The following is a 26,869-nucleotide window of genomic DNA, read 5'->3' as shown; positions in this document are numbered from 1 at the left end:
ACGATGCACAGGATGTGCGAGCCAGGCGGGGCCACAGGACGTGGCGTTACGAGCGTGGTAAGGGCGACTACTGTCTTCGCTATCGCTTGCCAATCAGCAAGTCTTCTTTATCAGGTGTCTGCTTTTCTTTTAACTTTTGCCTCTAATTAAAAAAGATCATCATTCAGCTTTTGGATAGATCTTATCTTGAAAAGCATCGTCCTCCGCTTTTCGATCAGGTGAGACCCTACAGACGAAGCCGAGGAGGCTCGGGCGCCCGCCCCTAAGGTCCGCGAGCATCCTCACGTTCCAATCACCCCCCTTGTTCAACAACAACAGTGTTTGCGAAAACAGCTTTTTATTTGAGGCACTTAGCAATTCAACCTGATTTCTCAAACAAATTCTATATGCAGGAGAACGGCTCATCTATGGAATATATCAGCATCAGAAATCAAAAAAAAGGCCTGCACTCCACGCAGCCTTTTTCTATGTTACTCTTTTTTTTCTTCTACCATCAGCACGATCTTGCCAGCTTCAATTTCGTCCATATATCTATTGGTTTTTTCTTCCGATACACCGTTCTCCTTTAAGTGGTCATCAAGCTGCGGTTCCACATCCATAAAGAAACGCATAGCCTTTTGGAAAAAGGAATCGTCTTTATCATCATCAAGTGTTGTAATCACATTTACTTCCATAGCCTGATCGTCATTTTTGAAATCCAAACTCTTTTCGTCTCTGGCTATAAGGGTAAATACATGATCTTCGAATCCTCTTTCCTTTATCTTATCAATGGCATCCATGGCCTCTTGAGTAGTTCCGTACACGCCATATACACTATGATTCATGGTTCTTCCTCCCTTATTCCTTTCTTGTCTTTTAACCTTTTGCAGCGCTTTATAAACACCGGCCTTTTTGATGATTCATCGACTGCATTCCTTTTTTCCATAAAAAAACCTTATAGCTGCCTTTCAACAGCATATAAGGTGTTTGTTATCTTTTAGGAATGTGTATAATCCTTCAGGGTCTGCTGCAATGTTCCTTTTGTTTCTGCTTTCTTGTCAAAGGAAACTCCTAAATGAACCATTTTCCTGACAAGCTCAGCACGTAAACCAGTAATGACAGCCTTGCAGCCCATCATGGAAACACCGGTTAACACTTTTTCAAAATGAACGATTACCTCCACTTCCATATTGGTGATGCCCGATAAATCTATAATTAAAGTCTGGATACTCAAATCGGAGATATCCGACAATACTTTTTCTTCTATTATCTGCATTCTATACGGGTCAATCGTACCGATTAACGGCAGTACTGCCACACCTGTGCTGATTGGTATAATCGGGACGGATAAATGCTCAACCAGTTTTCTTTGGGAATTGATCATTTCATCCTTGTAGTTGGAATAGCTGAGGAAAAAGGTGTTGAGGAATTGGTCAACACTGTCATTGATTCTTTTTTCCATAATGAAAAATTCATCACGGTAATTTGAATTATTGATCATTTGATCATGCAGATATAGGAAGTGCCATAAAGTCCGTCTAATTGCCTGTACCCACTCAAGCTTGAAGGCCAGCGTCAAAGCGTTATGCGCCCATGCCATTCCTTCTTGCTTTGCAAAGCTAATAAGCTCAGGTTCATTTTGCTGCACAATATACACAACCAATTTTTCAGCATTTTTAAGCAGATCTATGTTTCCTTTTTGCAGGATATCGTTGATTTTACCAGCCACATTTACCGCTTCCGACAACAATTTTTCCTCAAATTCCGCTCTGTTTTGTATAATGAATTCGGTAATATCGTCAATTTGTTCTTGTGAAATCTCCATTCCATGTACTCCTCTCTATTTCTAGGTATGAAATATTCATAATGGCAAGAAGATCACCATATTGGATTATATACTATTTCTTTTTTTCTATAGTATTTCCTTCTTATTTTATAATCTTTGCTTAAAAACAAACAAGCAGGAACAATTGGCAATAAAAACAGAGCCATCCATTCTTTCCGTTATGTTGCTTTTTATGGATTTTTCATAGCCTGCTCCCCGCCTTACTTCCGGCCTGCTAATCACCTCTTAAACCAATCCGCATTCTCTTCCATATGAACAAATGGAATGTCTGTTTCAATCTCTCCCGTAATCCGCTCCGTGTTCACATCTTCTCCCTGAAGCCATTTCGCAAAGTCAAATTGAACCGGCTGCTGATTCCCGCCAAGAGCTATCCATGTTTTCAATTCTTGAGGGAAATAACCAGATGTGTGAATGGTGCCGGCCCAGCTGCTATAAAGATCGGAGAAGACTCCCTTATCCTTGTCATTTAACAGCCTGAAGGCATGGTGGGCACTCAGCCGTTTCTCCTGTTGTTCCTGCTGCATGATTTCTAATCTGCGTTCTGAATCTACAAGATGGTTCCGGTTTTCATTCTTCATAATTTCAAAGTGATTGGTACAGGCCCTTGACCGACGAACCTCTACACCTCTTGGAGAAGTTTCAATGATATAGGTTTCATTGCTTGTGTCATGGACAATATAGCTGAATGAATGGCGGTGAGGGATTTCCTTCAGCATTTCAACTGCTTCTCCCACACTGGCACAGGCTTCAAGAATGAGACGTCCAATCATGCAGCAGATAAAGCCGTCACCAGGATTTTTGCGATGCATAAAATTATAGCCAATCGCCAGCCCCTTTTCGTTCATTCCATCCATGCGGCCTGTTACCCGCTGGCTTGGTCCGGCCATCGCATACCCCTGGTCCTCAGGCTGGAAAAATACATAACGGCCCTCATACGTTTTTGGGTGATAATCATAGTTTCTGATTAAATAGTTGTCACCAGTTAAGATAGAACAGCCTGACCTGACATAATCCAGACGGTAGCCGCCAAACTCCTGAAGGACACGCTCCATCGGCCACTCGAGAGCTGCCTGCAGCCCTAGAAGCTCATCCCAGATTCCAGGAGCAAACCTGCCAATTGCCGATTTAACTTCTTCTTCCGACACAGTAAATCTGGGTTTCCTTACCTTCCATTGATTTTCGCGGTTTATAATGGTCAGTGAGTTTTTTATCCGTTTGCCCTGATAATAGCCAAAATCATAATGTGTTCCCCTGAATTGAATCACATCGCTATATATGTGTTTCATGCTGTTCCCTCATTTTCAATGTAATTTATATAGTGACAAGCGGATGGTTCACCCTCTCGTCCATTTCATTTCCTTTTTTAATATTGATATATCTATTTTTATAGGTCAATGAAAAGGAATTTTAGCTCAACGCAAAAAAGCATGGGACTCACCCACGCTTTTTGTTTGCTGTTTAAACCATTACCTTACAAATATCATTTGTAAATTCTACGGGATCCGAAATGGTTAGGCCTTCAATCAGCAGCGCTTGATTGTATAGGAGATTTGTATACAATCTTAATTTTTCTTTATCGTTGTCAAAGGCATTTTTCAAGGACTGAAAAACCTCATGGTTGGTGTTAATTTCCAGCACCTTTTCAGCCTCTACATTCTGATTATTCGGCATAGCCTTTAAAATTTTCTCCATTTCAATCGACACCTGTCCATCTGCCGCAATGCAGACCGGGTGGGATTTCAACCGTTTAGATGCCCTGACATCCTTTACTTTTGATGATAAAGCATTCTTCATATATTCAAAGAGCTCTTTGTTCTCGCTCTCTTCCGCCGGATCGGATTTATTTTCTTCCTCGAATCCTAAATCCCCGCTTGATACAGATTTAAATTCTTTTTCCTTATAGGCCATCAGCATTTTGATCGCAAATTCATCTATATCATCTGTGAAGTATAAAATTTCGTAGCCTTTATCAGCCACTATTTCAGTCTGCGGAAGCTTATCAATTCTCTCAATGGATTCGCCGGAAGCATAGAAGATATACTTCTGATCCTCTGGCATCCTGCTTACATACTCATCTAAGGTAACAAGCTTCTTCTCCTTGGAAGAGTAGAACATAATCAAGTCCTGCAGCGTTTCCTTATGAGTTCCATAATCACTGTATACCCCGTACTTTAATTGTCTGCCGAAAGATTGATAAAATTCTTCATATTTCTCTCTTTCATTCTTCAGTAAGCTTTGAAGTTCACTTTTAATTTTCTTGCTGATATTTTTCGCGATCAGCTTTAATTGGCGGTCATGCTGCAGGATTTCTCTCGAAATATTGAGTGATAAATCGTCTGAATCTACCATCCCTTCAACAAAACTAAAATGGTCTGGAAGCAGATCGGAACACTTATTCATGATCAATACACCATTAGAGTAGAGCTCCAGCCCTTTTTCATATTCAGAAGTGTAGTAATCGAAAGGCATTTTCTCTGGAATGAATAAAATGGCGTTATATCTGATCGCCCCATCAACACTAATATGAATATGCTTTAAAGGCTTGTCAAAACCGTAATGTTTTTCCGCGTAAAAATTCTCGTAATCCTCTGGAGTGAGTTCATTTTTATTTTTTCTCCAGATCGGGACCATGCTATTGATAATCTGCTCTTCTTTATATTCTTCAAAATCACTTTCGCTGCCTTCTTTAAGCTTTCGCTCAGTGACATCCATTTTAATTGGGTAGCGGATGAAATCGGAATATTTCTTGATGATTGCTTTTAACCGGTATTCTTCTAAATATTCATCATAACTTTCTTCTTCTGCATTCTCTTTTATATTCAATATAATTTCTGTTCCGGCCGCTTCCTTCTGACACGGCTGGATGGTATAGCCTTCAGCACCTGAAGATTCCCACTTGTAAGCAGTATCGCTGTCCAGTGCCTTAGTGATAACAGTCACTTTATCCGCAACCATAAATGCTGAATAAAAACCAACACCGAATTGCCCTATAATTTCGTGGCCGTCTTCGGCTTCGTTTTCTTTCTTGAACGCTAAGGATCCGCTCTTCGCGATGATCCCCAGGTTGTTTTCAAGATCTTCCTGCGTCATTCCGATCCCAGTATCAGAGATTGTAAGAGTCCTATTATCCTTATCTGCCGCAATCTTTATGTAATAGCTGTCCTTATCAAAGCTTAATCGATCATCCGTCAACGCCTTATAGTATAATTTGTCGATGGCATCACTTGCATTAGAGATTAACTCTCTTAAGAAAATTTCCCTCTGTGAATAAATTGAGTTAATCATCATTTCTAAGAGCCTTTTAGACTCTGCCTGAAACTGTTTGGTCTGCATGAAAACCTTCTCCTTTCGAGGATTAACTTATTTATATTGCATACGTCCATTTTAGCACTCTGCACCAGCGAGTGCTAATCAATAAATAAATAACATATACCGGAGTTTCGTGTCAATAAGGCTGCTAAAAATAATTGGGGCTTGAATGGGCAAAGACCTATTTAGTAGGCCAGCCGGTAAATTAAAAATCTCTCAAACTGATCATGCTTAGAGAGGTCAGGCAGTTCAATTTCCTGCGTTAATTCAAATAAAGTCTGCTTTTCCAAAAAATAAATATAATCGTCCGCGGGATAATAAAGAATCAGTTCTACCTCCCGTTTCGCTCTTTCCACTGACCTCAAAATGTTTTGTACCACTTTCATAAAAACTTGTACCGAAAAAGGATTAAAAAAATAGAACCGGTTATCCTGCGGCTGAATCTGATAATCTTCTGCCAAACAGCAATAAAACTGGAGTTTATCACTGCTGGTTTTAGTTCTCTTACCATAACTCAATTTATTCTTTTCTGCCTCCTGACAGAATCCCCCGTCCATTTCTATCCCGGCCGCAGAGGCATGGTGGAAATAATGAACGTAAAAGTTTAGCCGCCCCTTACCGCAGCCAAAATCGACCACTCGATCACTTGGCTTTACTTCATACTGATTAAATAGTTTTTCAAGTGCAGCATATGGCGTGGGCTCATACCGGTGGTAATGCAGGGACTGATGAAATCCCCTTTGGTCCCCTGCTGTTTTGATGCCTAGTAATTTATCGTAGTAGTATTCTTTCATGGATACTCCTATCTTAAAGTTGATCTTCTTATTATACATAATACAATGCTGCTATAAACCAACCGGCTTTATCTCCTCGCCCAGGACTGATTCCCTGCTAGTTTTTCAGTCTCACAATAGGCTACAACAACTTTAATGCCGCAAAAAAACCTTCCACACCTGGTGTGAAAGGTTTTTTTCTATTTTACAGGATCAGGCCGCATATTGTGTACTTTCCGCGGTTCATTCTTTATCCCCTTAGATCCAGGGGTTTTAATAATCATCGCAATTAATACGGAGATGATACTAAGAACGGCAATCAGTGTAAAAGTGGGAACGAAGCCGCCTAATGCGGAAGCTATAAAAGAGCCCGACAAGGCACCGAGGCCAAATCCCTGATAGACGATTCCGTAGTTTTTGCTTTGATTTTTCAAACCGAAGAAATCGGCTACAATTGCTGGAAATACGGTGATGTTGCCGCCGAAGCAAAAAGCAATGGCTGCTACACAGGCAAAGAATAATCCGAAGTTGAGCTTTACGAAACTTAAGATTGTTACGGCTATCCCGGTTACAAGCAGTGCACCTGCTACTACCTTTAACCGGCCGACTTTGTCTGAAAGAGCTCCGAGGATAATACGTCCTGCAGTATTAAAAATAGCGACCAGCGCAACAGCATTACTTGCTGCCGCCACACTTAACCCAGCCATGCTGACACCAATATCCTTCACGATGCTGATCAGATATAAACCGCTCATACAAGCTGTGAAAAAGATGATGAATAACAGATAAGCCTGCTTTGTTTTTAACATTTCTTTCACTGTATAATCTTTGATCTTCATATCATTTCCTGATTCCGTAGAGCCGCCCGCCGAAGCTTCCCTTATGAGGAATGAACCAGCAACAACCAGCACCGTAACAATTATTCCCCAATACAGAAATGCCTGGGAAACACCGACTGATTGTATCAGTGAAGCGTTAATATACTTAAAAAGTAAACTGCCTGTACCATAGGCACCGACGGATATACCTGAAATAAGTCCTTTTCTTTCAGGAAACCACTTTATCAGATTTGAAAGAGTGGTTATGTAGGCTGTCCCATCTGCAAAACCTACAACAAAACCTGCCAGAATAAAGAGCATCCAAAGAGATGAGATCTGAGAGCTCAGCATCAGTCCTGCACCTAGTACAATGCCTGCGCATGCAATTAAACGGCGAAGTCCCCATTTATCCTGCAGCTTTCCCGCAAATAAAGTGGCGAATGCCAGCGAGAAGCTTGTTATTGAAAATGTAATGGCTACAGTGCTTAAATCCCAGCCGAACTTCTCTTTTAAAGGCTGGTTAAATAAACTCCACGTGTATATAGTTCCTAACCCCATTTGAACGATAATTGTTCCGAGTACAATAAGCCACCGATTTTTTAGACTTGTTTTCATGTCGCGCCGCCTCTTTCTTTCGGTATATATTCTAAGGTGTCCATTAGTAATTTTTTCACCAGCGATGTTTGCTGAATGTAAAAAAATTATACCTCTGAAAATACTTATGAAACCGATTTCAGAACGAGATAGCTACTTCATGGAATGAATTGCACTTAAAAACGCATAATTTGTCGAAACTCTTTCACTTTACTCCTGCTTACAGGAATCTCTTCCGGCCTATCGATCAGCCTTAACATGTACGTCTGATTAAACCATGGCACAATTTCCTTTATTTTAGAAAGATTGACCGCATAGGAGCGATGGGAGCGAAAAAATTGATTCTCGGGCAGCAGGGAATAAAACTCTGAGATGCTCATCGGCATGGTGTACTCTGCATGCCGCGTGTAGACCAATGTTACCTTTTCACTGGCTGCCGCGTAGTAAATATCATCCATATCGGTGACAATAATTTTGTCATTCTTTCTGAGGTTTATTCTATGTGAAACGGACTTGCCTGGTTCGTCTTCCACTTTCTTTTCCTGCTTCTGTATCTGTTCCCCGCTTGTTTGATCACGGAAAAAAGCGGCTTCCAGCTTGCTTAGCATGGAAGCAATCCGTTTCTCATCATAGGGTTTAAGGATATAGTCAAAGGCTTCCAATTCAAACGCTTCTGCAGCATGTTCTTTATAAGCAGTTGTAAAAACGATGTAAGGCCTTTTGGCAAACTTACGTATGTTTCCTGCCAGAAGCATTCCGTCCAGGGAAGGGATGTTGATATCCAAGAAGATCGCATCGACCTCATGTTTCTGCAAGAATTTCAATACATCGACGCCATCATCAAAACAATCCACAATTTCGATATCACTGTGAGTCTCAATCAGATATTCCAGCTCTTCCCGGGCTGGTATTTCGTCTTCTACAATAATGGCTTTCATATGTCACCCTTCTTGATGGTAAAATAAATTTCCGTTCCTGGATGTAATCGGCGGATAACTAACCCCTGTCCGTAAATGAGTTTAACCCGCTGATGAACATTGTACAAACCAATCTGTCTCGCCGGAACGTTGTTGTTATACAAATTGTTCACGACTTCATCATCTATTCCTGCTCCCGTATCTTTAACTGTTATCCGAACCGAATCTTCCCTATCTTTAACTGATATAGAAACGATTCCTGGTCCCTTTATTTTAAGTATCCCATGATTGATTGCATTCTCTACCAGCGGCTGGATCAAGAGGCTCGGAATTTGCACATTGACATCATCAATATCATAATCCACCTGTAAACGGCTGCCAAAGCGGGCCCTTTCAATGGCTACATAATCCTGAACCTGTTCCAGCGCTTTGTGGATATCAATCAGTTCATCATTGATCTCCAGGCTGAAACGCATATATCCCGATAAATTATTAATCAATTCACGTGCCTTATCAGGATTTCGGCGGGTGGTAGAAGCAATAGCATTCAGTGCATTAAACAAAAAGTGAGGGTTAATCTTCGTCTGCAGGGCCTTCAATTCTGCCCTGTTAGCCTCTTCCTTGATTTGTTCAACCCGTGAAACTTCCATTAAGGTTGAAATGATCTGTGACAGCCCAATCGCCATAGTTTGCAGGGAATAAGACATATTATACGCTTTACGATAGTAGATTTTAAGCGTTCCTGTTACGACTCCACGCTCCTCTAGAGGCATAATGAGAAGGTACTGAATCTGCGGAGTGTGGTGATCGGCCACCTGGTTCCGGATTGTGATCTTCCCGCTCCGAATGGCTTTCTTCGTAAGATCGCTGATGATCTCCTGGCCAATTTTATAGTTTTCCTGGCCGAAGCCTACATACGCCAGCACATTCTGTGTATCGGTAATGGCTACCGCGTCGGCCTTAATATCCTCTTTTATAATTGTACAAATGGTCTGTAATGATTCTTCGTTAATGGACCGAAAATAAGGAAGTGTCTTGTTCGCAATTTCCAGAGCAAGCTTTGCCTGCCTAGCTGCAATTAGCTCTTTCTCATTTTCCACACTCATGACAAGCATCACAATCAGCCCAATACTGATCTCTCCTGCTATCATCGGAAAACCAATCTTTGAAACAATCTCTAAACCACGCTCAAAGGGATCCGCCATTATCAGAATCAGCAGCATCGTCAATACTTCACAAATCATTCCTGCGGCAATGCCGTATAACCAGCGCAGCGACTTTTTCACTCTAATGTTAATATAGCCAGCAACAATACCAGCCAAAATGCTAGTTATCAAGCAAGGAAGTGAGGTAATGCCGCCAATATCAATTAAGTAGCGGTGAAGCCCCGAAACGATTCCAGTCACGATCCCTACCCAGGGCCCAAATAGAATTCCCCCGGACATCACCGCAATGATTCTCACATTCACCAGTGAACCTTCCACATTTATTCCGGAATAAGTTCCAAAAATGGCAAAGATACAAAAAATAACAGTTAGAAGTAACCGTTCTGTAAAGGAATGATTGTCTTTTTGAAAAGATTCCTTGAACCGGGGAATCCGGGTAATAATAAACAGGCATATCAAGAGAAGAGCTGCCCTTTCGAATAACTGTATCAGCATTTCTATGGATGAATTCATTATAAAGTTCCTCTCTAGCAGACTATAAAATCCTTTTATAGTTTAACAGATAAAAGAACTTCATTCATGGGCAGGTGATTAGCAATAGAAAGAAGCCGAGGATAAATTCTCCTCGGCCCCTAATTACTTATGATTTGCTCCAGATTATTAATAATTTAATTTTATCTTTTCGGAGCAAGCTCTACTCCCTGCCGGATTGCTTCCATTAAGCTCTTTTCATCTGCAATGCCTTTACCGGCAATATCAAAGGCAGTTCCATGGTCCACACTTGTACGAATGATAGGCAGCCCAACGGTAATATTCACTCCAGCATCCAGACCTAATACTTTAACCGGTCCATGTCCCTGATCATGGTACATGGCAACCACAATATCAAAGTCCCCTCGTACGGTACGGAAAAATAATGTATCTGCCGGAAGCGGCCCAACTACATTAATGCCTTCCTCAACCGCTCGCTGAACGCCGGGAATGACCTTTTCCTCTTCTTCGCCGTAACCGAACAGCCCATTTTCACCTGCATGCGGGTTGATACCGCAAACAGCAATGCGCGGATTTTGAATACCTGATTTTGCAAGAGTTTCATGTGCCAGCTTGATTACTCGGTGTACGCGGTCAGGATTAATCATTTTTACAGCATCTATGATGCCAACATGCGTGGTTACATGAATGACCTTTAGATTTGGAGCAGAAAGCATCATTGAAAATTCACTGGTGTTAGTCAGATCAGCAAGAATCTCAGTATGGCCTGGATATTTATGGCCGCCTTTATGCAAGGCTTCCTTGTTCAACGGTGCTGTACAAATCGCATCAATCTGATGCTTCTTCGCTAAATGGATAGCTTCTGCCAGGTACTCAAATGCTGCATGTCCAGCTTCAGACGATACCTGCCCTATCGGAAGGTCTGCACTCAGTAAATCCAAGTCGATGCAATACACTGTTCCGTATTCAAAGCTTAGTTCCGGAATCTGCTCTTCAGAAATGGATTGAATGTTAAGCTCACTGTTGACATAGCCTTTCGCTCTCTCCAAAATCTTCTTGTCACCAATAACGATCGGCCGGCATAGTTCATATATCTCTTTATATTGCAAACTTTTCAATATAATTTCGGGTCCGACACCTGCTGCATCTCCCATCGTAATTCCAATAATAGCTTTATTTTTCTGCATAATCCTCTTCCTTTCCTACCATCGATTGTAACGCATTGACCAAGGAATGATCGTTTCCGAATCCCCCCGCCTTTGTTACGGCACCAAAATCTCTTATTCCATCAGATACCGTTCCGAAAGGCAGCCCTGTTTCAACTTCGGAATGCAGATGCATTTGATGAATATTCAACTGTCTGCAAACGGCTTTAGCGGTGTCCCCTCCTGTTAAAACCAAACCATCTATGTCATCGGCAGCCTCAAGTATTCTTTTGGCCACATAACCCAGTTCAATGGAAATAGTTTCGCTTATTGCAGTTGGAGTCATCCCAAATTGGCTGACTAACGCTGCAGTAGCATTACGATTTTCATCAGAGGAGTCCACATATAAAACCAAATGCTTTATTTCATTTTCTCCAGCTGCCTTAGCTAAAACAGCAGATATATCATACTTTTTTGTTACTAATTCAACAGGATCCATTTCCAAGAGGAGGGTATCAGGGAGCTTTTTAACTAGATCCAGCTGTTTTTTTGTCACATTTGAGAGACTGGCCGAAACAGTAAGAGTTTTTGTAATCTGCTGGTTCCCCTGTGTAATCCTAGATTTTGTTCCCAAACCTATCTCTGCCGGCAAGTATTCGATCAACCCTGCTGACCCAGCCCATAGGGTCTTCAATTTCAACCCTGCAAAAGCTTGTGCTATGCTCTCTAAATCCTCATTACTTTCAGCATCGCAGACAAACCAGGTCTTCCCTTCAGCATATACTTCCAGAATGTACTGTCCAAGCGAATCGTGCTCTTCCAGTACACTCTTTGTTACTATAGAAATGTTACTCGAAGATACATTCTTTAACGTTCCCGGAATATAGCTGTCCCTAACTGGTGTTTTCGGGTCTTTTCCGAATTCTGTCTGGTGTACTTTTTGCCCATTCACATATTGATTGCCGTTTAATGTGATACGATTCATTTTTGGGAATGCAGGAGCGATAACCACTAGTTCAGGATTGAAGACTGCGCACACTGCAGCAATCTCCTCTCCAATATTGCCTCTTAAAGTAGAATCGACCTTCTTGTAAATATGCTGACAGTCGTCTTGATAAAGAAATTTACTCGCTTCGAATACTGCTTCATAGGCTTCTTTTTGAGGCAATGCCCTACTATCTGTATCAACGATTACGACTTCTTGGAGAGCTCCTGTTAATGGTTTATCGAGATCAAATAAAACAGTTGCAGAAAGCCCTTGCTTGGATAGTTGAACTCCGGAGTCATTAGCGCCTGTTAAATCATCTGCAATAATAAAGAAATTTTTCATACTTGCTGGCTCCTCACTAAGAAGTTTCCTTCATCTACAACTTTATGAATTACACGATCTTGTTTTTTAGTTCTGCTCTTCTAGCAAACCATGTAGTTAGTAACGGTGTCAGTATTGCAGTCACAATAACTGCCGCAGTCCCCTGCAGCGCTGCAGTTGCTGCAACCTCACTATAGCCTGTGTATACAGCTGCTACTGCCATCGGGATTGCTGGATAAGGTGCAACGAACATCACTTTCACTTTCATCATTTCAACCCGCGTTCATAAGAATTTAGTATTCAGCTCGTTTATCTACTACTTTTTCCTTAAACAGGAACTTTACTTCTTCAAAAAACAACTCTACTTAAATAATAGCAATAGATCCGCCTCAATCTCCACTTTTCATAATATCCAATCATACAAATTATCCAAATTCCCGATACCCTGCCCTATTCAAAAATGGCGTTACTATTCGCAGAGCCCGCATCTAACCGTGTTCAAAGGGGCCGGCTAGAGAAGAGCTGCCCGTTCGAATAATTGCATCAGCAATTTTTATGGATGAATCATCATAGGTTCCTCTCAAGCAAACCATAGAATCGTTTTTAGTTAACAGATAAAAGAACCTCATTCATGGGCAGGCGATTAGCAATAGAAAGAAGCCAAGGATACATTCTCCTCGGCTTCTCATGCTTACCTTAAATGATCAGAAGTTCCATTAGTTTTGTAGAAAAGTTTCACCATTAAAGTTCCATCCGCATTTTCTTTCATATCCACATGTTCCTAAAATCACCAGGTGTTGTCATGCTTGCCTCCTAAGCCACTCTACCAATTCCTTATTCCGCTCCCATAAATGCCTATGCTCAAGCACATATGCAGCTGCTTCCGATTCACTCCCGAAGATAAAAGAATCGACATGTTGTTTCGGGATTTGCTTACTGCCGGTCAAATAATCTATAACATATGGATTCACATCTTTTGCTCTTTTAACTAATCTTTTAGTTTTTGGAGTTATTCCATTTATCTCATATTCAATGAGAAGGCTATTAAATGCTCCATGTGCAGTCGAATCCTCTTTATATTCGTTTAACAAAGCATTCGCCTTTTGTATATGACCTGATTGAACGTATGCCCCAAACAATTCATACCTTACACCTTGATTATCCATCGGGTTTAACATAAGAAGCTCCTCATACTGTGAAATAGCTTCTTTAACCATGCCCATATCCTGTAAAAGTGCTGCATAAAGAAATTTAACTCTCATATAAGGGCGTGTCTCAGTAAGCCCCCAAAAATGCCCTTTATTCTGATTAAAAAAGGACTTTCCAAGCTCCTTTTCTCCTGCTTCAAGACCAGCTTTATATAAGCTGAGTCTTTCCTCAAGATTTCTTTCAGATTCTGCTAGAATGTTAAAAGCGTCCGGACTATTCGGATATAATTTTAATGCCTCTTTTGCCAGCTGTACCCGCTTCTTTCCTGCTGCTTCATAAGCATCAAATAAAAGTTCCTGCGCTCTTTCTTTTTTCGATAACTTCTTTTTGGCAGGCTTAGGATTCATTCTGTTAGTTAAAAATTCCTGGATTTGATCCATAGACTCAAAATTTTGCTCATTGATCTCACGCTGCAACTGAAGGAGCTCCCGTTCAAGCGCAGCTTTGGGTATTAGCGGGTTACTCTGAACATTATGTTCAAATTTCTCGCGGTATACGTCCAGTTCAGCTTTTTCTCTCAGCCCTTGCAGCTGATCAACTTCGGCTTCTAGAGCATCCTGCATTTCTTTAAACCTCGAAGATATGCTTGCACTGGAGACTCTGAATTGTTCTGCCAGTTCCTTTTGAGTGAAATAACCGCCAAATGGTACTAATTTGTCAACTAGATAAATTAATGCTGCCACATAAATTTCCGGCTTTTTGATAGAAGGATTTTTTCGCGAGCAATACTTACCCCACAAGGTTACTCCTAAGTCAAGAACTGCTTCGTCATCACGTCCTTGATCCATCATGAATTCTAGAAAATGATCTGCTACTTCCTTATGTGCCTCTGAATTCCAAACACCCTCCTCGGTAAATACAGACATAAAGAGGTTCAGCACGTCTAAAAATAATTCAGACATAAATTCTTGTGGATCTCCTATTTCGCTGCCTTCATAGAGACTGATAACAGCTTGCTCCAACTGCTTGGAAATAACAGGGGGCACTTCAATAAATGGGCCTAGTACAATCGAGTTTTCTACAGCCGGAAATATAGCTGCCAGCAGAAGGCTGCCACTTTCTACCTGCAGATCCTCTTCAAGAACTTTTACATTTTGAACCTTGTTTGAAAAAAGATCCTTCACGACAATTGATTGATCACTGTTCTGATGCTCAATGACACCGACAGAGGGCCTGACTGTTTTCCATTTATTCAGGATATCCTTTACCCGCGGCCGATGGCGGTTAGCCTGTTTATCAAGGTATTTACTTAATATAGTCGAGTCACCAAGTTCGACGGAGGTAATAAACCATATACTCCCAAATACGCGAGCGATCTCTTTATCACGATCTGGTACATTGAATGCCTGATAATACGTTCCTAATGAACGTTCCAGCTCATGCTGATAATAGTTCATTGCAAAGCCCAGCATGTCTAAAAGAATCTCATCCAGTTCCTTCTCGAGCGTATGCGAAAGAGATAACACATTTCCTTTTCCGCAGCATTTTTTGTACTTTTCCCCGCTGCCGCACCCGCAAGGATCATTCCGCCCTATATGAGTCATATTATTTTCTCCCCTTTCAAGTTCTTTATTAATGCTATCTTAACAGACTCGCCTGATTGAAGCTCCTAACTCCATTATGACCAAAATAGGGAATTTTTAGAAAAATTTAAGTTTTCTAGAAGTTCGCTAAATGCAAAAAAACCCTTCCCGAGTGGAAAAGAGTTTTTAAATGAACCTTTATCAGTAGAATCTCCCGCAGCTTATTACAAGCTTAGCCCGCCTTATGCTTTATTTTATCTATAATGGCTGAAACATAATACCGGACAGTTCCAATTGAGCTTCTTCGTTCAGGCTGGCTGTTAGCTAGCATTGCTTCGTAAGGGTGTTTGTCTTTTTCATTTCCACCCATTTCTTCATCCATGAGTTCCTGTGAATAAATCCGCTCTCCCGCCATTACACCCCGAATAGAAGACACTAATTCCTCGCTTGGACTGTCTTTCAGTAGATACCCTCTTACATCTGCGTTTAGAGCACGTTGAAAGTAGCCTCTCCTTGCAAAAGTTGTTAATATAATAGTTTTACATTCAAGCTGTTTTAAAGCTTCTGCGGCCTCTAGCCCGCTCTGTACAGGCATCTCTATATCCATGATACAAACATCAGGCTGTAAGCTGTGAATAAGAGAAAGCGCCTCTCTCCCATTGCCCGCCTGTCCTACAACTTCCATATCATTTTCTAAATTAAGCAAAGATTCAATTGTCCCTAACAGCAGTTCCTGATCCTCAGCAATAACAATTCGAATCATTTGTATCTCTCCTTATCAGGCAGTGCTATAAAGCACACCTCCCCTATAAGGGGGGCAGCCTTGATGGTGAAGTTACAGTTCAGGTTTTGCCTGTACAGAAGCACTGTTTTTTGTTAAATGTTTAATCTCTTTAAAGCTGACAAAATTTTTGCGCTGCTCGTCCCATAGGCGGAAACGGATTGACTTTAAGCTTGTAGCGAGAGTAATGGTAGGTACGTTCTTTAATGGCTCCGTTTTTTCATGTGCCTCTTCCAGTTTATAGTTAGGCACCCTTGGACTTAAATGGTGAACATGGTGGAAGCCGATATTCCCCGTAAGAAATTGCAGAAGTTTTGGCAGCTTGTAAAACGAACTTCCTTCTACTGCTGCTTTTACATACTCCCACTCTTTATCTTCTTCAAAATAAGAATCCTCAAAGGTATGCTGTACATAAAACAGCCAGATGCCTGCTGCACCGGATATCCAGAATATCGAACCTTGTACTAGAAGGAACTCCTGCCATCCAACGGCCCAGCTGAGCAATCCTGCCAATAGAAGGATTAGAACATTCGTCAAATATGTGTTCATGCGTTCTTTTTTTCTGGCACCTTTTCGGTTAAATCTATTTTTAATAAGGAAAACCCATATAGGACCTAATCCAAGCATAACTATTGGATTCCGATAAATCCGATAAGCTATACGAAGCTTAAGCGGTGCTGCCAAATACTCATCTACCGTCAGCGTCCAGATATCTCCTGTACCCCTTTTATCTAGATTACCGCTTGTAGCATGGTGAACGGAATGTTCATGCCCCCATTGATCAAACGGGAACAAAGTCAGAACACCCATAGCAGTCCCAACGGCTCTGTTGGCTTTACGATTTTTAAAGAAAGAATGATGTGTACAATCGTGAAAAATAATGAAAATTCGTGTCAAAAACCCTGCTGCGATCACAGCGGGAACTAATGATAACCAAAAGGAAACGGACAGGCTTTTATAAGCAAGGTACCATAAGATAATAAATGGCCCGACCGTATTAATAATCTGCCAGACACTTTCCTTCGTAGTTGATTTTTCAAAAGGAGCAACTTGTTTTTTCAATGTTTTAGTATTTTCTGTAGTCATTAGTGGAATTCACTTCCTTTTGTGTTGATATACCGAGTATAGTGAAATAAAAATCATCGTGTAAGTAGCTAGTGTCATGCGCAAGGTATGACAAATGTCATATACAGCTTGTTTTCACATCCTTTTTAAAAAGTTTCTAAATGAATCCCCTGCTCTTATGACCTGGTTCTATATAGAAATTACCCGTTTTTTTTATGGCGACACCAGCTAATTTAAGTTTATTTTTATAATTTATTAAATTAAGAGCCGATTTATATAGCATATCAAGTATAATGAAGCCTATTCAGATTATGCATATGATATTTCCCTTAGAGAATCCTATATATAAGTCGGATAATACTAAAAAACGAGGTCTAAGTACATGAGTGAAAAAAGTTTTGAAGATTACCGTTTAAGCGATGAAATTAAAAGAGCCCTGTCTGTTTTAAGATATGAAACACCAACTGAGGTACAAAGTAAAGTTCTGCCCGCAGCCTTGAAAAATAAAGATCTTGTTGTCAAATCTCAAACAGGAAGCGGTAAGACGGCTGCCTTTGGAATCCCGCTTTGCGATAGAATCGACTGGGAAGAAAAATTACCGCAGGCGCTGATTCTCACCCCAACCCGAGAACTAGCGGTTCAAGTACGTGAGGATTTAACGAATATAGGTAGATTTAAACGAATTAAAGCGATGGCCGTTTATGGAAAAGAACCTTTTGCTAAACAAAAAGAAGAATTAAAGCAAAAAACGCACGCAGTTGTCGGTACACCCGGACGTGTGATGGACCATATTGAAAGAGGTACGCTCGCTTTAGACAAAATAAAGTATCTTATTATCGATGAAGCAGATGAAATGCTAAATATGGGCTTTATTGACACAGTAGAGTCCATTATTAAAGAGCTGCCGGCTGGCCGGGTGACAATGGTATTTTCGGCTACACTGCCTGAAGATGTTGAAAATCTCTGCCATGACTATATGCAGAATCCCATTCATATTCAGATTGAAGCTACGGGAATCACGACGGATACTATTGAACATCGTGTGATCGAAGTGAAGGAGGAAGAAAAGCTTTCACTGCTGAAAGATGTGACGGTCATAGAAAACCCAGATAGCTGCATCATTTTCTGCAGAACGAAAGAACATGTGGATACGGTGTTTAGCGATTTGGAAGAATCCTATTATTCCTGTGAAAGACTTCATGGAGGCTTAGAACAAGAAGATCGGTTTGCTGTAATGGAAGGGTTCAAAAGAGGGAACTTCCGATATCTTGTAGCAACAGACGTGGCTGCCAGAGGAATTGATGTTGAAAACGTCACCCTAGTCATCAACTATGACGTTCCAATGGAAAAAGAAAGCTATGTTCACCGGACCGGAAGAACCGGACGTGCCGGAAATAAAGGAAAAGCAATTATGTTCGCTACACCTTATGAAGGAAAGTTCGTGAGAGCCATTGAAAGATACATTGGCTTTGAAATCCCTGCTATGGACGCCCCAAAACCCCATGAAGTGGCTGCCGGAAAACCGGCGTTCGAAGAAAAGATCAGCGGCCGCCGAGTGGTGAAAAATAATAAAACAGCCCGAATCAACCAGGACATCATGAAACTTCACTTCAGCGGCGGAAAAAAGAAAAAACTCCGAGCAGTCGATTTTGTCGGAACAATTGCAAACATCCCCGGAGTAACAGCTGACGATATCGGAATAATAACCATACAAGATACTCTGTCCTATGTAGATATTCTGAACGGAAAGGGCTCGTTAGTTCTCCAGGCTATGGAGCATACACCGATTAAGGGAAAGAAGTTGAAAGTGAGCAAGGCAATTAAGTAATAAGCAGGCAGAAAGGATGTTAAATAATATCTGCACATATAGTATTTTCCATACATTATAACCTGCCTGATCGAACCAAACTTTCATATCTTTAAAAAACCGCCTTGAATCTATGTTCAGGGCGGTTTTAATTCTGCTTTTTAATAATGGCTTAAGATTATGGATGGATGCCGTCTGAAATCTGCCATTTCAATACAAAACCACCACGTAAAGAAAAAAATATTCTTCTCTCTTATGCGAGTTTTGCAAAAAACACCTTATTGTAAAATCCCTGCCTGATCGAACACAGAAACTGTTGCTTTTGCTTCCCCAATTCCAGCTCCATAATGATCCACAGCAGATTGAATAATCACTTTGCGTGCATCTCTGAAATTAGAGGTTGGTGTTAAATAAATCGTAAGTGCACGATAGGAGATTTTCCCTAATTTTTCTCGGGCAAATTTCTTTGGGCTGTCAAATAAGCCGCATGATTGATAATAGAGGAATTAAATCACTACATCACTAAAATAACGCACCGTTTTCATTTCATCTCCGATATTCCGCAAATTCCAGGTCATTTCAATAAAAATTTCTGCGAGTTTACTATATTTATCACCATACTTCTCTGCCATCTGCAGGGAGATGATACTTTCATATAAATAAGCCATTTCTTTCGCAATAGTTTTAGCTTCATAGGTCTGCATATCGCTGTCCAGCTTTGCAAATATATTAAGTTTATCAGAAAGGTCTGCCAGCTTTTTTTCTACTATGTCTTTCATATCACCATCTGGCAGCCTCTCTAGACGGCTGCTCATTTCATCGATAAACAGGGTGTGCGCCTGGAATTTACTCACAAGCCGGATCACCTCCAACCCCAAAATATTGGCGGTTCCTTCCCAGACAGTGAGCACCTGGGCATCACGGAGCAGCCTCGGTGTGACAAAGTCTTCGATAAAACCGTTGCCTCCATGCATCTCTATGGCTTCATGGGAAAAATGGATGGCCATTTCCGCGGTTTCTTTTTTCAAAATGGCGATGAACAGGCGGTTTAAGACGGTTTCTCTGTCTGAAGCATTTCCGTCTGTCACTTGTTGATAAAACTTAATCATATCAAAAATTGCAGCGAGCTCCACGGCATGTTTCGCGGTCAGTTTTCCAAGCGTATCCTGAACCATCGGAAATTCAGCCAAACTCTTACCGAAAGCCTTTCTGTTTCTGGCATATTCCTTCGCCTCTAAAAGAGCCCGCTGCATAATTCCAACCGATGCTGCTGCATTGCAAATACGAGAGAGATTCAAGGCCTCCATCATATAGTAAAATCCTCTTTTAGGATCTCCAACAACATAGGCCCTGGCTCCGTCAAATTCCACTTCTCCAGAAGGGACGGCCCGGACACCAAGCTTATCTTTCAGGCGGCGGATGCTGATTCCGTTCAAAGAACCATCATCATTCCGCCACGGGACGGCAAACAGAGTCAGACCCCTTGATCCCGCCGGCGCTCCTTCAATACGTGCAAGCACCATTGCCACACCGCACATGCCCGCATTCGAGGCAAAATACTTTTCCCCGTAGAGCCGGAAGTGTCCTCCTTCTTCAACCGCCTTGACTACATTTGCTCCAACATCTGACCCTCCCTGTCTTTCCGTCAGGAAGGTCGCCCCTTCAAATAAGGACACATCCCCGGTTGCGCAGACGTGCTTAAGGAACTTTTCTTTCACTGCGTCATCTGCGAAATGATCCAGTAAATACGCTGTTGCCATAGTTAATGTGACTGGACAATAAAATCCAGGCTCAGACTGAGAGAGAACATAGCCAAGCGCAAAACTGTAGGTATAATTCCCTTTGCGTCCGAGTTCCGGTATTTCTTTGTGAACATAGCCGACAATCCCGGTTTCATACGTTTCCGCTACTGTTTTCCGATATCCTTCATTTACCAATACCTCCGAAATATCGTCGCCCATCTTATTGTATTTTACCAGCCGCGGCTGTCCTTCGCGGTCTGTATGGCGGGCCCTCTCATCGATTTCTCCGGCGGACTTTTTTCCAAATTCACTAAGAACCTTATCAGTATATTGAAAAAGCTCATCATCCAGATGATCCTTAATCAGCAGCTGCAGTGTTTCATCACAAGCATAAAAATTCCGCTCCTCTAGCTCACTTCTTTCCTTTTGAAGATTCATCATTTATCCCCTCTATCCCGAAGCGGCTGCTTCAAAATTTTACCCGAGGCATTGCGAGGCAGCATATCCACCTGCTCGTACAGCCGGGGAATCTTAAAAGATGCCAGGTTTTCAGTTAACAATGCTTTAAGCTCTTCCATATTTACTTTTTCCTTAGCCAAAAAGTAGGCCTTTACCGTTTCTCCCCATTCCTTGTGCGGTACACCTACCACTGCCGCCTCTTGAATGGAAGGATAAGAAAGGAGAACTTCCTCAATTTCCTTCGGATAAATATTTACACCACCAGAAATGATCAGATCTTTTTTCCGGTCTACCACCCAGATGTATCCCTCACCATCCACCTTTGCAAGATCACCCGTTAACAGCCAATCGCCGCTGAACGCCTTTTTTGTGGCCTCTTCATCCTTATAATAACGAGCCATATTGCCCTCGCCTCGAAGCAAGATCTCACCGACCTCACCAGGTTGCACAGCTTCGCCGCGGTCGTTCACAATTTTAATTTCTGTATGCAGAGCTGCACGCCGCCCAATACTGCCTGCTTTGCCCTCATGTTCTTTCCCAAGCAAAAGTGTTCCGCTGGGCCCTGCCTCTGTTAAACCATATACACAGACCAAATTGTCGGTCTGAAAATACTCCTGGACAAACTTCACTTCACCCGGCGACAACGGGGCACCGCCGTACACCCACCATTTCATAGAAGACAAATCTGTCTGTTTGATCTGAGGATCATTTGCTGTTAATAAATAGGCTACAGGAGCACCGAAGAAATGAGTCGTTTTTTCCTGTTCAACGGAATTCAGTAAAAGCTCAGGAGTAAAAGTTGGGGTCAATACTAGAGTTGAGCCGGTCACTATACCGGCCATCAAGAACAAATGCAGAGGTGCAGAATGACTTAGAGGCATCATTAACAGGAGGCGGCTTTCCGGTTTCATTTCCATTTCCACACAGATCATCTGCGCGACAGTCAGAATGCTGCGATAGCGGAATAAAACACCTTTTGACCTGCCGGTTGTCCCCGAAGTATACAATATCGTCGATTCATCCTCTTCAGTCAGAGTACAAGAAATTGGTGCATCATTTCCTTTCTTAAGCAGATGGTCAAAGGCCTCCCACACGGAACCGTAAGGCTCGCCCGTTTTTATAAGCAGCAGGGGAACTTCGAGTCCTTTAATAGATTCAAATAATAAGTGATGGACAATAAGCGCCTTGGCATCTGAATGATCTAATATGTATTCGACTTCAGGCTGTGTCAGTTTCGCATTGATGGGGACAATGATGGCTCCGATTCGCTGAACGGCAAAATAAGCGATTACAAATTCGGGCACATTCGGCATAAACAAAACCACCTTGTCACCCCTGGAGATTCCTTTCTTAAGCAGTGCATTCCCAAACTGATTCACTAAGCAATCCATCGCACGATAAGAATATCTTTTCCCCATTCCGATAACAGCTTCAGCTTCAGGATATTTCCGGGCATTCCTTGCCAGCAGCTCAGAACTATTCAATATGCTTTCCTCCTAATTTTTCAGTAAATTGAGCAATCAATTCTTCCATTTCAGCCTTCATCTCCTGGAGCTCTGTTATCCTTCCGTCCACCTCCTTGATTTTTTCTCTCCCATAGTCTATGGTCCGCTCCAGCTGTTTTTTCCCTGTTCGATCTTTATCAAAAAGCAGAATCATCTCTTTAATTTCCTCCAGCGAAAAACCAAACCGCTTTCCACGGATAATCAGCTTCAGCCTGGTACAATCTGCATTAGAAAAGAGACGTTGATTCACCTCTGATCGAACCGGCTTTAGAAGACCAAGCTCTTCATAATAGCGTAATGTCCTTGAAGAAACCTGAAACATTTGCGCCACTTCCCTCGTTGTCTTCATTAACGGCCCTCCTCAGGTATATAGTTAGAGTTCATGTATCAACTTTAGTTTAACATTGACGTTAACGTAAAAGGCAAACATTACTTTTCAACAGAAAACTACTTATTATTGATTCATTTTCTGCTCAAATCACAAAAGAGCTTAGCACTGTTTTAGTGTTAGGACTGAATGAAATATATTGTGTTCTGTTGAATGTTGCTTTTTTAGCTGCCAGTCGCCCAGAAAGAATAGAAAAAACGGCTTAAGAGGGGTTTTCTCTGGTTTAAGAGGAATTTCTGGGATTTAAGAGGGTTATCTAGTTTTTATGAGGATTTTTCAGATTTTAAGAGGGTTTTTAGAAATTTTAAGAGGATTTTCGTAGATCTATAAGTATCTGAGGGCATCCATTACATGTGTACATAACTCCTGACAACTGGAGCTAGTGTCAATGATTCGCTAAGGTGCTGCCATTCCACCAATCAGCACCGATACTGTTATACTTGTATATCAGGAATAATTACTAGAGGTGAGCAAGAAATGATAAAAATCATTACAGATAGTTCGGCAGATTTACCAGAAGATTTAATGAAAAAATATGATATAACAGCCGTTCCGTTAACAATCACTATGGATGGCCGGGATTATTATGAAAAAGTAGATTTAACTCCGAAAGAATTCTTTACTAAGATGTTTGCTATGGACGAGCTCCCTAAGACATCTCAGCCTTCCCCGGCTTCATTTGCAGATGCTTTTTCTGCCTATGGAACAGATACAGAGATCCTGTGTCTCACCATTTCTTCCGGCCTAAGCGGCACATATCAATCAGCATGCCTGGGAAAAGAGTTATCCCAGGCGAACGTAACGGTCTTTGATACACTGGCCGGTTCATTGGGCCATGGACTGCAGCTTATCCGGGCAGCGGAACTTGCAGACCAAGGCAGGACTATGAATGAAATTGTGGCTGAACTTACACAATTCAGAGAATCAATGACCATTCTTGTTCTTTTAGATACGCTGGAAAACATCGTTAAGGGCGGCCGGCTCAGCAAGTTCCAAGGATCAATAGCTAAAATCTTGAATATCAAAGTCATTTTAGAGAGAGTAGAAGGAGGGAAAGTGGAAATCTCCGATAAGATACGAGGGAAGAAGAAGTTTCAAAAAAGAGTCCTGGAAATCATTCAGGAAAAGGGAAGTGATTTTTCCCAAACCACCTTTGGCATCACCCATACCGGGAATGAGCAAGATGCTGAAGACCTTAAACAAGAATTGATCCATCAATTCCAGCCGAAAGAAGTGATTGTTCATTACATGGGGGCCACGATGGGAACATATGCAGGCAAAAACGGTATGATCCTCTCCTTCTAGTAATTGTCATGAAGGGATTCCTAAAACTAATTCAATAACTATGCAAGTAAGCTCTATGTAAAATAGGGCTTTTTTTGTCCCTTTTTTGTATTTCTCGGGAAATATTGTAGAAAAAAGGTGAAAACCCTTCGTTTCGACAGCCATAACACCGTGGGTATCTTAACACTACGTCACACTTTTCTTACTAGTTGCAATTTTTTACAGGATAAGAAGCGTACGTTCATGGCCAGCGGGTTAGAGGTTGGTACGCTGGTAGGCTATATTGCCGGAGCCGGTTTGGTGACATTGCTTACCTTCGTGATTGGGGATCAAGCAATGGTAGATTGGGGCTGGAGGATTCCATTCTTTATTGCCGCTCCACTTGGGTTGATTGGCTTTTACTTCCGAAACCACTTAGATGAAACACCGGCATTTGAAGCTATGCATCAATCAATAGATGAAGGAAAACAAACATCCTTAAAGGAAATCTTTGGAGATCATTGGAAACCTTTATTGGTTTGCACGGGTATTGTTATCTTCTATAACACCATGAGCTATATGGTTCTCACGTATATGCCATCCTACTTGTCTGAACAACTTGGCTATAGCCAAACGAAGGGACTCTTTCTCATTTTAATCGTGATGATCATTATGATTCCTCTGGTTTTGGCAGCGGGTTACTGGAGTGACCGCATCGGCCGAAACCGTATTATCAAAGGTTCTTTAATCGGTGCAATCGTACTAAGTATTCCTGCATTTATGCTGGTTCAAAACGGAAGTATTTATGGCGCATTTTTTGGCCTTCTGATCCTTGGATGCTTACTTTCTTCCCTTCAAGGCTCCTTGCCAGCAACTTTACCGTCACTATTTTTCACAAAAGTACGCTATGGTTCCCTTGCCCTGACGTATAATATCGCAGCCTCTCTATTCGGCGGGACCACACCGCTGATTGTAGCGTGGCTGGTTAACAGGACTGGAAATAATATGCTTCCAGCGTATTATTTAATGGCTATATGTTTCTTAGGGATCATCATTGTGGCATTGTTTGTTAAGGAAACCGCAGGCAGATCATTACGCGGATCCGAGCGAAGTTAAAGAAGTAATCGAACAGCCTGAAAAAGCACTATGGGTGTATGAAGAAATTGGACAGGCAAGACCTGAGAAGGCTGACAACAGATACGATAGAGCTTTGGCTTCTCTTCATAAAAGCTGAATATTGATACACATAAAAAGCTGGCTCATTGGCTGATAAGATCGGCCTTTGCAGAGTCAGCTTTTTTATATTTATATAACGTATTGTACTTCCTTTCCATCATCGTCGATAAAGTTGATAACGGTCTCATAGGTACCAAGGTCAATATGCAGAGAACACCTCTTCTCATCTTTTTTCCATGATAGACGAATTTGATCATCGTCAGAATCTAATACTTCAAATTCCCCATTAAAAGCTTCATAATCATTTCTAAATCTTATAAGCTGCATCAGCCTTTGTACAACTGGTTTTTCAAGAGATTGTTCTATCTCTTCAACAGTGAAGTTATGGCGGTTAATTTCACGTCCCTCACCCGTTTTCCTTACATTTTCAATATCGTTTTCTCCTGCCAGCATCCCTACATAATACACTTGTGGAATCCCTGGTGCGAAGAATTGGATGGCTCTTGCAGCTAAGTATGCATCATCATTACAATTTAGCACGGAGTAATAAGAACAGCGAATTTGATGAACATCAAAACCATCTTCAGCCTTATGCTCCTCGGATAAAATCAGACTGAGATTCGACCCTCTTTCAAGACAAACATCCACTAGCTCCCTCGCCTTTTTTGTGTCAATGAGGTCATCCAGGTCAGGCTTGACCGGAATGCCATCATGACAGTCAAGCATGGTAAATTGTTTATGTGGACGATTCTTAAGATAATGAAGCAGGTCATGGCTTGATTTATTAATCATCGTATCAAGAACACGATACGGAAGAATAAAATCGTAGATCCAGCAGCCATGCTCAGCCAGTTTGTATTGGATCGTATGATGAGCATGCACTTCAGGAAGAATTTCAATATCCAGTGAATTGGCAAGTTCCAGCACCCAGTCCAAGAACTCATAAATTTCCGGCTCAACGAAGAAACAGCTTGTACCCAGCTTTTTAATGACATATCCAACTGCATCAAGCCGTACGATTTTCACGTTCTGCTCCTTGAAATTCATGAAGAAATCCGTAAGCAGTTGTTTTACTTTCTCGGAGTTGATGTCTAGATCGATCTGTTCGGATGGGTCTGTTTTCCCGAATGTTGTCCATACTTTCTCCGTCTCTCCAGTTTCCTCAATCGAAAATGTAGAATAAGGCAATGGCCTGCGCAAAAACATCTTATCTATATCTTCTTGCACTGGCTCTCCGTCTTCCCAGAGCTTGTCCAGTGTAAGAAATAAATCAGCGTATTCCGACTTTCGCCCTTTTTTCAGAAAGTCCTGAAAGTATGCTGACTTCTGCGAGATATGATTAACCATTAGATCCAGCAATACATCAAAGTTACTTCCAATGGCCCTGATATCCTCCCATGTCCCGAAGCGTGGCTCAATATCTAAATATGTCAGTGGAGCAAAGCCTCTGTCACCTGAAGAGGGAAATGGGGGAAGGATATGGACTCCACCTTTAAATATATCTGAGAAATGTTGTAAAAGGATCTTATTCAATGTCTTTAAATCGCCGCCCAGTGAATCTGGATACGTGATCAGCTGCACCTGATTTTTAACTGCCATATCA

22 protein-coding genes are annotated in these 26,869 nt (G+C 41.6%); 3 read left to right on the top strand and 19 right to left on the bottom strand.

Translation table 11 applies throughout. The annotated features are described in order from the left end of the window. Positions 1-470 precede the first annotated feature (470 nt). The 14 genes from CUU66_RS12235 to CUU66_RS12170 all read right to left on the bottom strand — a co-directional run bounded on the left by CUU66_RS12235 (position 471) and on the right by CUU66_RS12170 (position 16,947). Positions 471-824 carry a general stress protein gene (locus tag CUU66_RS12235; RefSeq protein WP_101642536.1) on the bottom strand — a complete coding sequence of 118 codons (354 nt, stop codon included), beginning with the start codon at positions 822-824 and terminating at the stop codon, positions 471-473. A 152-nt stretch (positions 825-976) separates the two neighbouring features. Next, complete coding sequence (locus tag CUU66_RS12230) at positions 977-1,804, bottom strand: STAS domain-containing protein (RefSeq protein ID WP_101642534.1); 828 nt, start codon at positions 1,802-1,804, stop codon at positions 977-979. A 239-nt stretch (positions 1,805-2,043) separates the two neighbouring features. Beyond that, complete coding sequence (locus CUU66_RS12225; RefSeq protein ID WP_101642531.1) at positions 2,044-3,111, bottom strand: C45 family autoproteolytic acyltransferase/hydolase; 1,068 nt, start codon at positions 3,109-3,111, stop codon at positions 2,044-2,046. 172 nt (positions 3,112-3,283) lie between these two features. Further along, complete coding sequence (htpG, locus tag CUU66_RS12220) at positions 3,284-5,158, bottom strand: molecular chaperone HtpG (protein WP_101642527.1); 1,875 nt, start codon at positions 5,156-5,158, stop codon at positions 3,284-3,286. 161 nt (positions 5,159-5,319) lie between these two features. Continuing rightward, positions 5,320-5,928, bottom strand: coding sequence for a methyltransferase (locus CUU66_RS12215; RefSeq protein WP_101642549.1), 609 nt, complete (start codon positions 5,926-5,928; stop codon positions 5,320-5,322). Between the two features lie 179 nt (positions 5,929-6,107). Beyond that, on the bottom strand, positions 6,108-7,340 hold the full coding sequence (locus CUU66_RS12210; RefSeq protein ID WP_101642525.1) for an L-lactate MFS transporter: 1,233 nt from the start codon (positions 7,338-7,340) through the stop codon (positions 6,108-6,110). A gap of 155 nt (positions 7,341-7,495) precedes the next feature. Then, the gene (locus CUU66_RS12205; protein WP_101642523.1) at positions 7,496-8,257 is read right to left on the bottom strand and encodes a LytR/AlgR family response regulator transcription factor; all 762 of its coding nucleotides are present in this window, start codon (positions 8,255-8,257) and stop codon (positions 7,496-7,498) included. Continuing rightward, positions 8,254-9,915, bottom strand: a complete 1,662-nt coding sequence (locus CUU66_RS12200; RefSeq protein WP_101642521.1) for a sensor histidine kinase — start codon at positions 9,913-9,915, stop codon at positions 8,254-8,256. The genes CUU66_RS12205 and CUU66_RS12200 overlap by 4 nt, the downstream gene beginning before the upstream one ends. 161 nt (positions 9,916-10,076) lie before the next feature. Further along, on the bottom strand, positions 10,077-11,081 hold the full coding sequence (gene pdxA / locus CUU66_RS12195) for a 4-hydroxythreonine-4-phosphate dehydrogenase PdxA (protein ID WP_101642519.1): 1,005 nt from the start codon (positions 11,079-11,081) through the stop codon (positions 10,077-10,079). Continuing rightward, complete coding sequence (locus tag CUU66_RS12190) at positions 11,068-12,369, bottom strand: four-carbon acid sugar kinase family protein (protein ID WP_101642517.1); 1,302 nt, start codon at positions 12,367-12,369, stop codon at positions 11,068-11,070. Before CUU66_RS12190 ends, pdxA begins: the two co-directional genes overlap by 14 nt. Before the next feature lie 49 nt (positions 12,370-12,418). Continuing rightward, positions 12,419-12,619 (bottom strand): 2-keto-3-deoxygluconate permease, encoded by a 201-nt coding sequence (locus tag CUU66_RS12185; RefSeq protein WP_101642515.1) that lies wholly within the window; start codon positions 12,617-12,619, stop codon positions 12,419-12,421. A gap of 529 nt (positions 12,620-13,148) precedes the next feature. Continuing rightward, positions 13,149-15,101, bottom strand: a complete 1,953-nt coding sequence (locus tag CUU66_RS12180; protein ID WP_101642512.1) for a cyclin family protein — start codon at positions 15,099-15,101, stop codon at positions 13,149-13,151. A 211-nt stretch (positions 15,102-15,312) separates the two neighbouring features. Beyond that, positions 15,313-15,843, bottom strand: a complete 531-nt coding sequence (locus CUU66_RS12175; RefSeq protein ID WP_101642510.1) for a response regulator — start codon at positions 15,841-15,843, stop codon at positions 15,313-15,315. 72 nt (positions 15,844-15,915) lie between these two features. Further along, entirely contained in the window at positions 15,916-16,947 is a 1,032-nt protein-coding gene (locus tag CUU66_RS12170; protein ID WP_101642507.1) for a fatty acid desaturase, read from the bottom strand. A 361-nt stretch (positions 16,948-17,308) separates the two neighbouring features. Here CUU66_RS12170 and CUU66_RS12165 point away from each other — a divergent pair, with 361 nt between their 5' ends. Beyond that, positions 17,309-18,754, top strand: a complete 1,446-nt coding sequence (locus CUU66_RS12165; RefSeq protein WP_101642505.1) for a DEAD/DEAH box helicase — start codon at positions 17,309-17,311, stop codon at positions 18,752-18,754. 257 nt (positions 18,755-19,011) lie between these two features. On the opposite strand, the gene CUU66_RS25420 is transcribed toward CUU66_RS12165, so the two are convergent. The 4 genes from CUU66_RS25420 to CUU66_RS12145 form a co-directional block, all read right to left on the bottom strand. Next, positions 19,012-19,149 (bottom strand): M4 family metallopeptidase, encoded by a 138-nt coding sequence (locus CUU66_RS25420; protein WP_374702994.1) that lies wholly within the window; start codon positions 19,147-19,149, stop codon positions 19,012-19,014. A 90-nt stretch (positions 19,150-19,239) separates the two neighbouring features. Continuing rightward, a complete protein-coding gene (locus CUU66_RS12155) occupies positions 19,240-20,913 on the bottom strand; it encodes an acyl-CoA dehydrogenase family protein (RefSeq protein ID WP_374702993.1) in 1,674 nt (557 codons plus the stop codon). Further along, positions 20,913-22,418 (bottom strand): class I adenylate-forming enzyme family protein, encoded by a 1,506-nt coding sequence (locus CUU66_RS12150; protein ID WP_101642500.1) that lies wholly within the window; start codon positions 22,416-22,418, stop codon positions 20,913-20,915. Before CUU66_RS12150 ends, CUU66_RS12155 begins: the two co-directional genes overlap by 1 nt. Further along, positions 22,411-22,788: a MerR family transcriptional regulator gene (locus CUU66_RS12145; protein ID WP_101642499.1), complete on the bottom strand. Its 378-nt coding sequence runs from the start codon at positions 22,786-22,788 to the stop codon at positions 22,411-22,413. The genes CUU66_RS12150 and CUU66_RS12145 overlap by 8 nt, the downstream gene beginning before the upstream one ends. A gap of 516 nt (positions 22,789-23,304) precedes the next feature. Here CUU66_RS12145 and CUU66_RS12140 point away from each other — a divergent pair. After that, positions 23,305-24,132: a DegV family protein gene (locus tag CUU66_RS12140; protein ID WP_101642497.1), complete on the top strand. Its 828-nt coding sequence runs from the start codon at positions 23,305-23,307 to the stop codon at positions 24,130-24,132. Between the two features lie 222 nt (positions 24,133-24,354). Next, complete coding sequence (locus CUU66_RS12135; protein WP_257967981.1) at positions 24,355-25,206, top strand: MFS transporter; 852 nt, start codon at positions 24,355-24,357, stop codon at positions 25,204-25,206. Between the two features lie 189 nt (positions 25,207-25,395). On the opposite strand, the gene gtfA is transcribed toward CUU66_RS12135, so the two are convergent. Continuing rightward, complete coding sequence (gene gtfA / locus CUU66_RS12130) at positions 25,396-26,865, bottom strand: sucrose phosphorylase (protein WP_101642496.1); 1,470 nt, start codon at positions 26,863-26,865, stop codon at positions 25,396-25,398. Between the last annotated feature and the right edge of the window lie 4 nt (positions 26,866-26,869).

Source organism: Peribacillus deserti (assembly GCF_002863585.1).
In the GTDB taxonomy this organism is placed as follows: Bacteria; Bacillota; Bacilli; order Bacillales; family DSM-1321; genus Paraperibacillus; species Paraperibacillus deserti_A.
Note: the sequence above shows the minus strand (reverse complement) of the source record. Positions and strands in the feature narration are given on the sequence as shown.

Coding starts and splice junctions, on each gene's coding strand:
- CUU66_RS12140 (WP_101642497.1), top strand. CDS start 23,305: ATGATAAAAATCATTACAGATAGTTCGGCAGATTTACCAGAAGATTTA.
- CUU66_RS12185 (WP_101642515.1), bottom strand. CDS start 12,619: ATGATGAAAGTGAAAGTGATGTTCGTTGCACCTTATCCAGCAATCCCG.
- CUU66_RS12210 (WP_101642525.1), bottom strand. CDS start 7,340: ATGAAAACAAGTCTAAAAAATCGGTGGCTTATTGTACTCGGAACAATT.
- pdxA (WP_101642519.1), bottom strand. CDS start 11,081: ATGCAGAAAAATAAAGCTATTATTGGAATTACGATGGGAGATGCAGCA.
- CUU66_RS12200 (WP_101642521.1), bottom strand. CDS start 9,915: ATGAATTCATCCATAGAAATGCTGATACAGTTATTCGAAAGGGCAGCT.
- CUU66_RS12145 (WP_101642499.1), bottom strand. CDS start 22,788: ATGAAGACAACGAGGGAAGTGGCGCAAATGTTTCAGGTTTCTTCAAGG.
- CUU66_RS12155 (WP_374702993.1), bottom strand. CDS start 20,913: ATGAATCTTCAAAAGGAAAGAAGTGAGCTAGAGGAGCGGAATTTTTAT.
- CUU66_RS12215 (WP_101642549.1), bottom strand. CDS start 5,928: ATGAAAGAATACTACTACGATAAATTACTAGGCATCAAAACAGCAGGG.
- CUU66_RS12190 (WP_101642517.1), bottom strand. CDS start 12,369: ATGAAAAATTTCTTTATTATTGCAGATGATTTAACAGGCGCTAATGAC.
- CUU66_RS12225 (WP_101642531.1), bottom strand. CDS start 3,111: ATGAAACACATATATAGCGATGTGATTCAATTCAGGGGAACACATTAT.
- CUU66_RS12135 (WP_257967981.1), top strand. CDS start 24,355: ATGGCCAGCGGGTTAGAGGTTGGTACGCTGGTAGGCTATATTGCCGGA.
- CUU66_RS12175 (WP_101642510.1), bottom strand. CDS start 15,843: ATGATTCGAATTGTTATTGCTGAGGATCAGGAACTGCTGTTAGGGACA.
- htpG (WP_101642527.1), bottom strand. CDS start 5,158: ATGCAGACCAAACAGTTTCAGGCAGAGTCTAAAAGGCTCTTAGAAATG.
- CUU66_RS12165 (WP_101642505.1), top strand. CDS start 17,309: ATGAGTGAAAAAAGTTTTGAAGATTACCGTTTAAGCGATGAAATTAAA.
- CUU66_RS12235 (WP_101642536.1), bottom strand. CDS start 824: ATGAATCATAGTGTATATGGCGTGTACGGAACTACTCAAGAGGCCATG.
- gtfA (WP_101642496.1), bottom strand. CDS start 26,865: ATGGCAGTTAAAAATCAGGTGCAGCTGATCACGTATCCAGATTCACTG.
- CUU66_RS12230 (WP_101642534.1), bottom strand. CDS start 1,804: ATGGAGATTTCACAAGAACAAATTGACGATATTACCGAATTCATTATA.
- CUU66_RS12170 (WP_101642507.1), bottom strand. CDS start 16,947: ATGACTACAGAAAATACTAAAACATTGAAAAAACAAGTTGCTCCTTTT.
- CUU66_RS12180 (WP_101642512.1), bottom strand. CDS start 15,101: ATGACTCATATAGGGCGGAATGATCCTTGCGGGTGCGGCAGCGGGGAA.
- CUU66_RS12205 (WP_101642523.1), bottom strand. CDS start 8,257: ATGAAAGCCATTATTGTAGAAGACGAAATACCAGCCCGGGAAGAGCTG.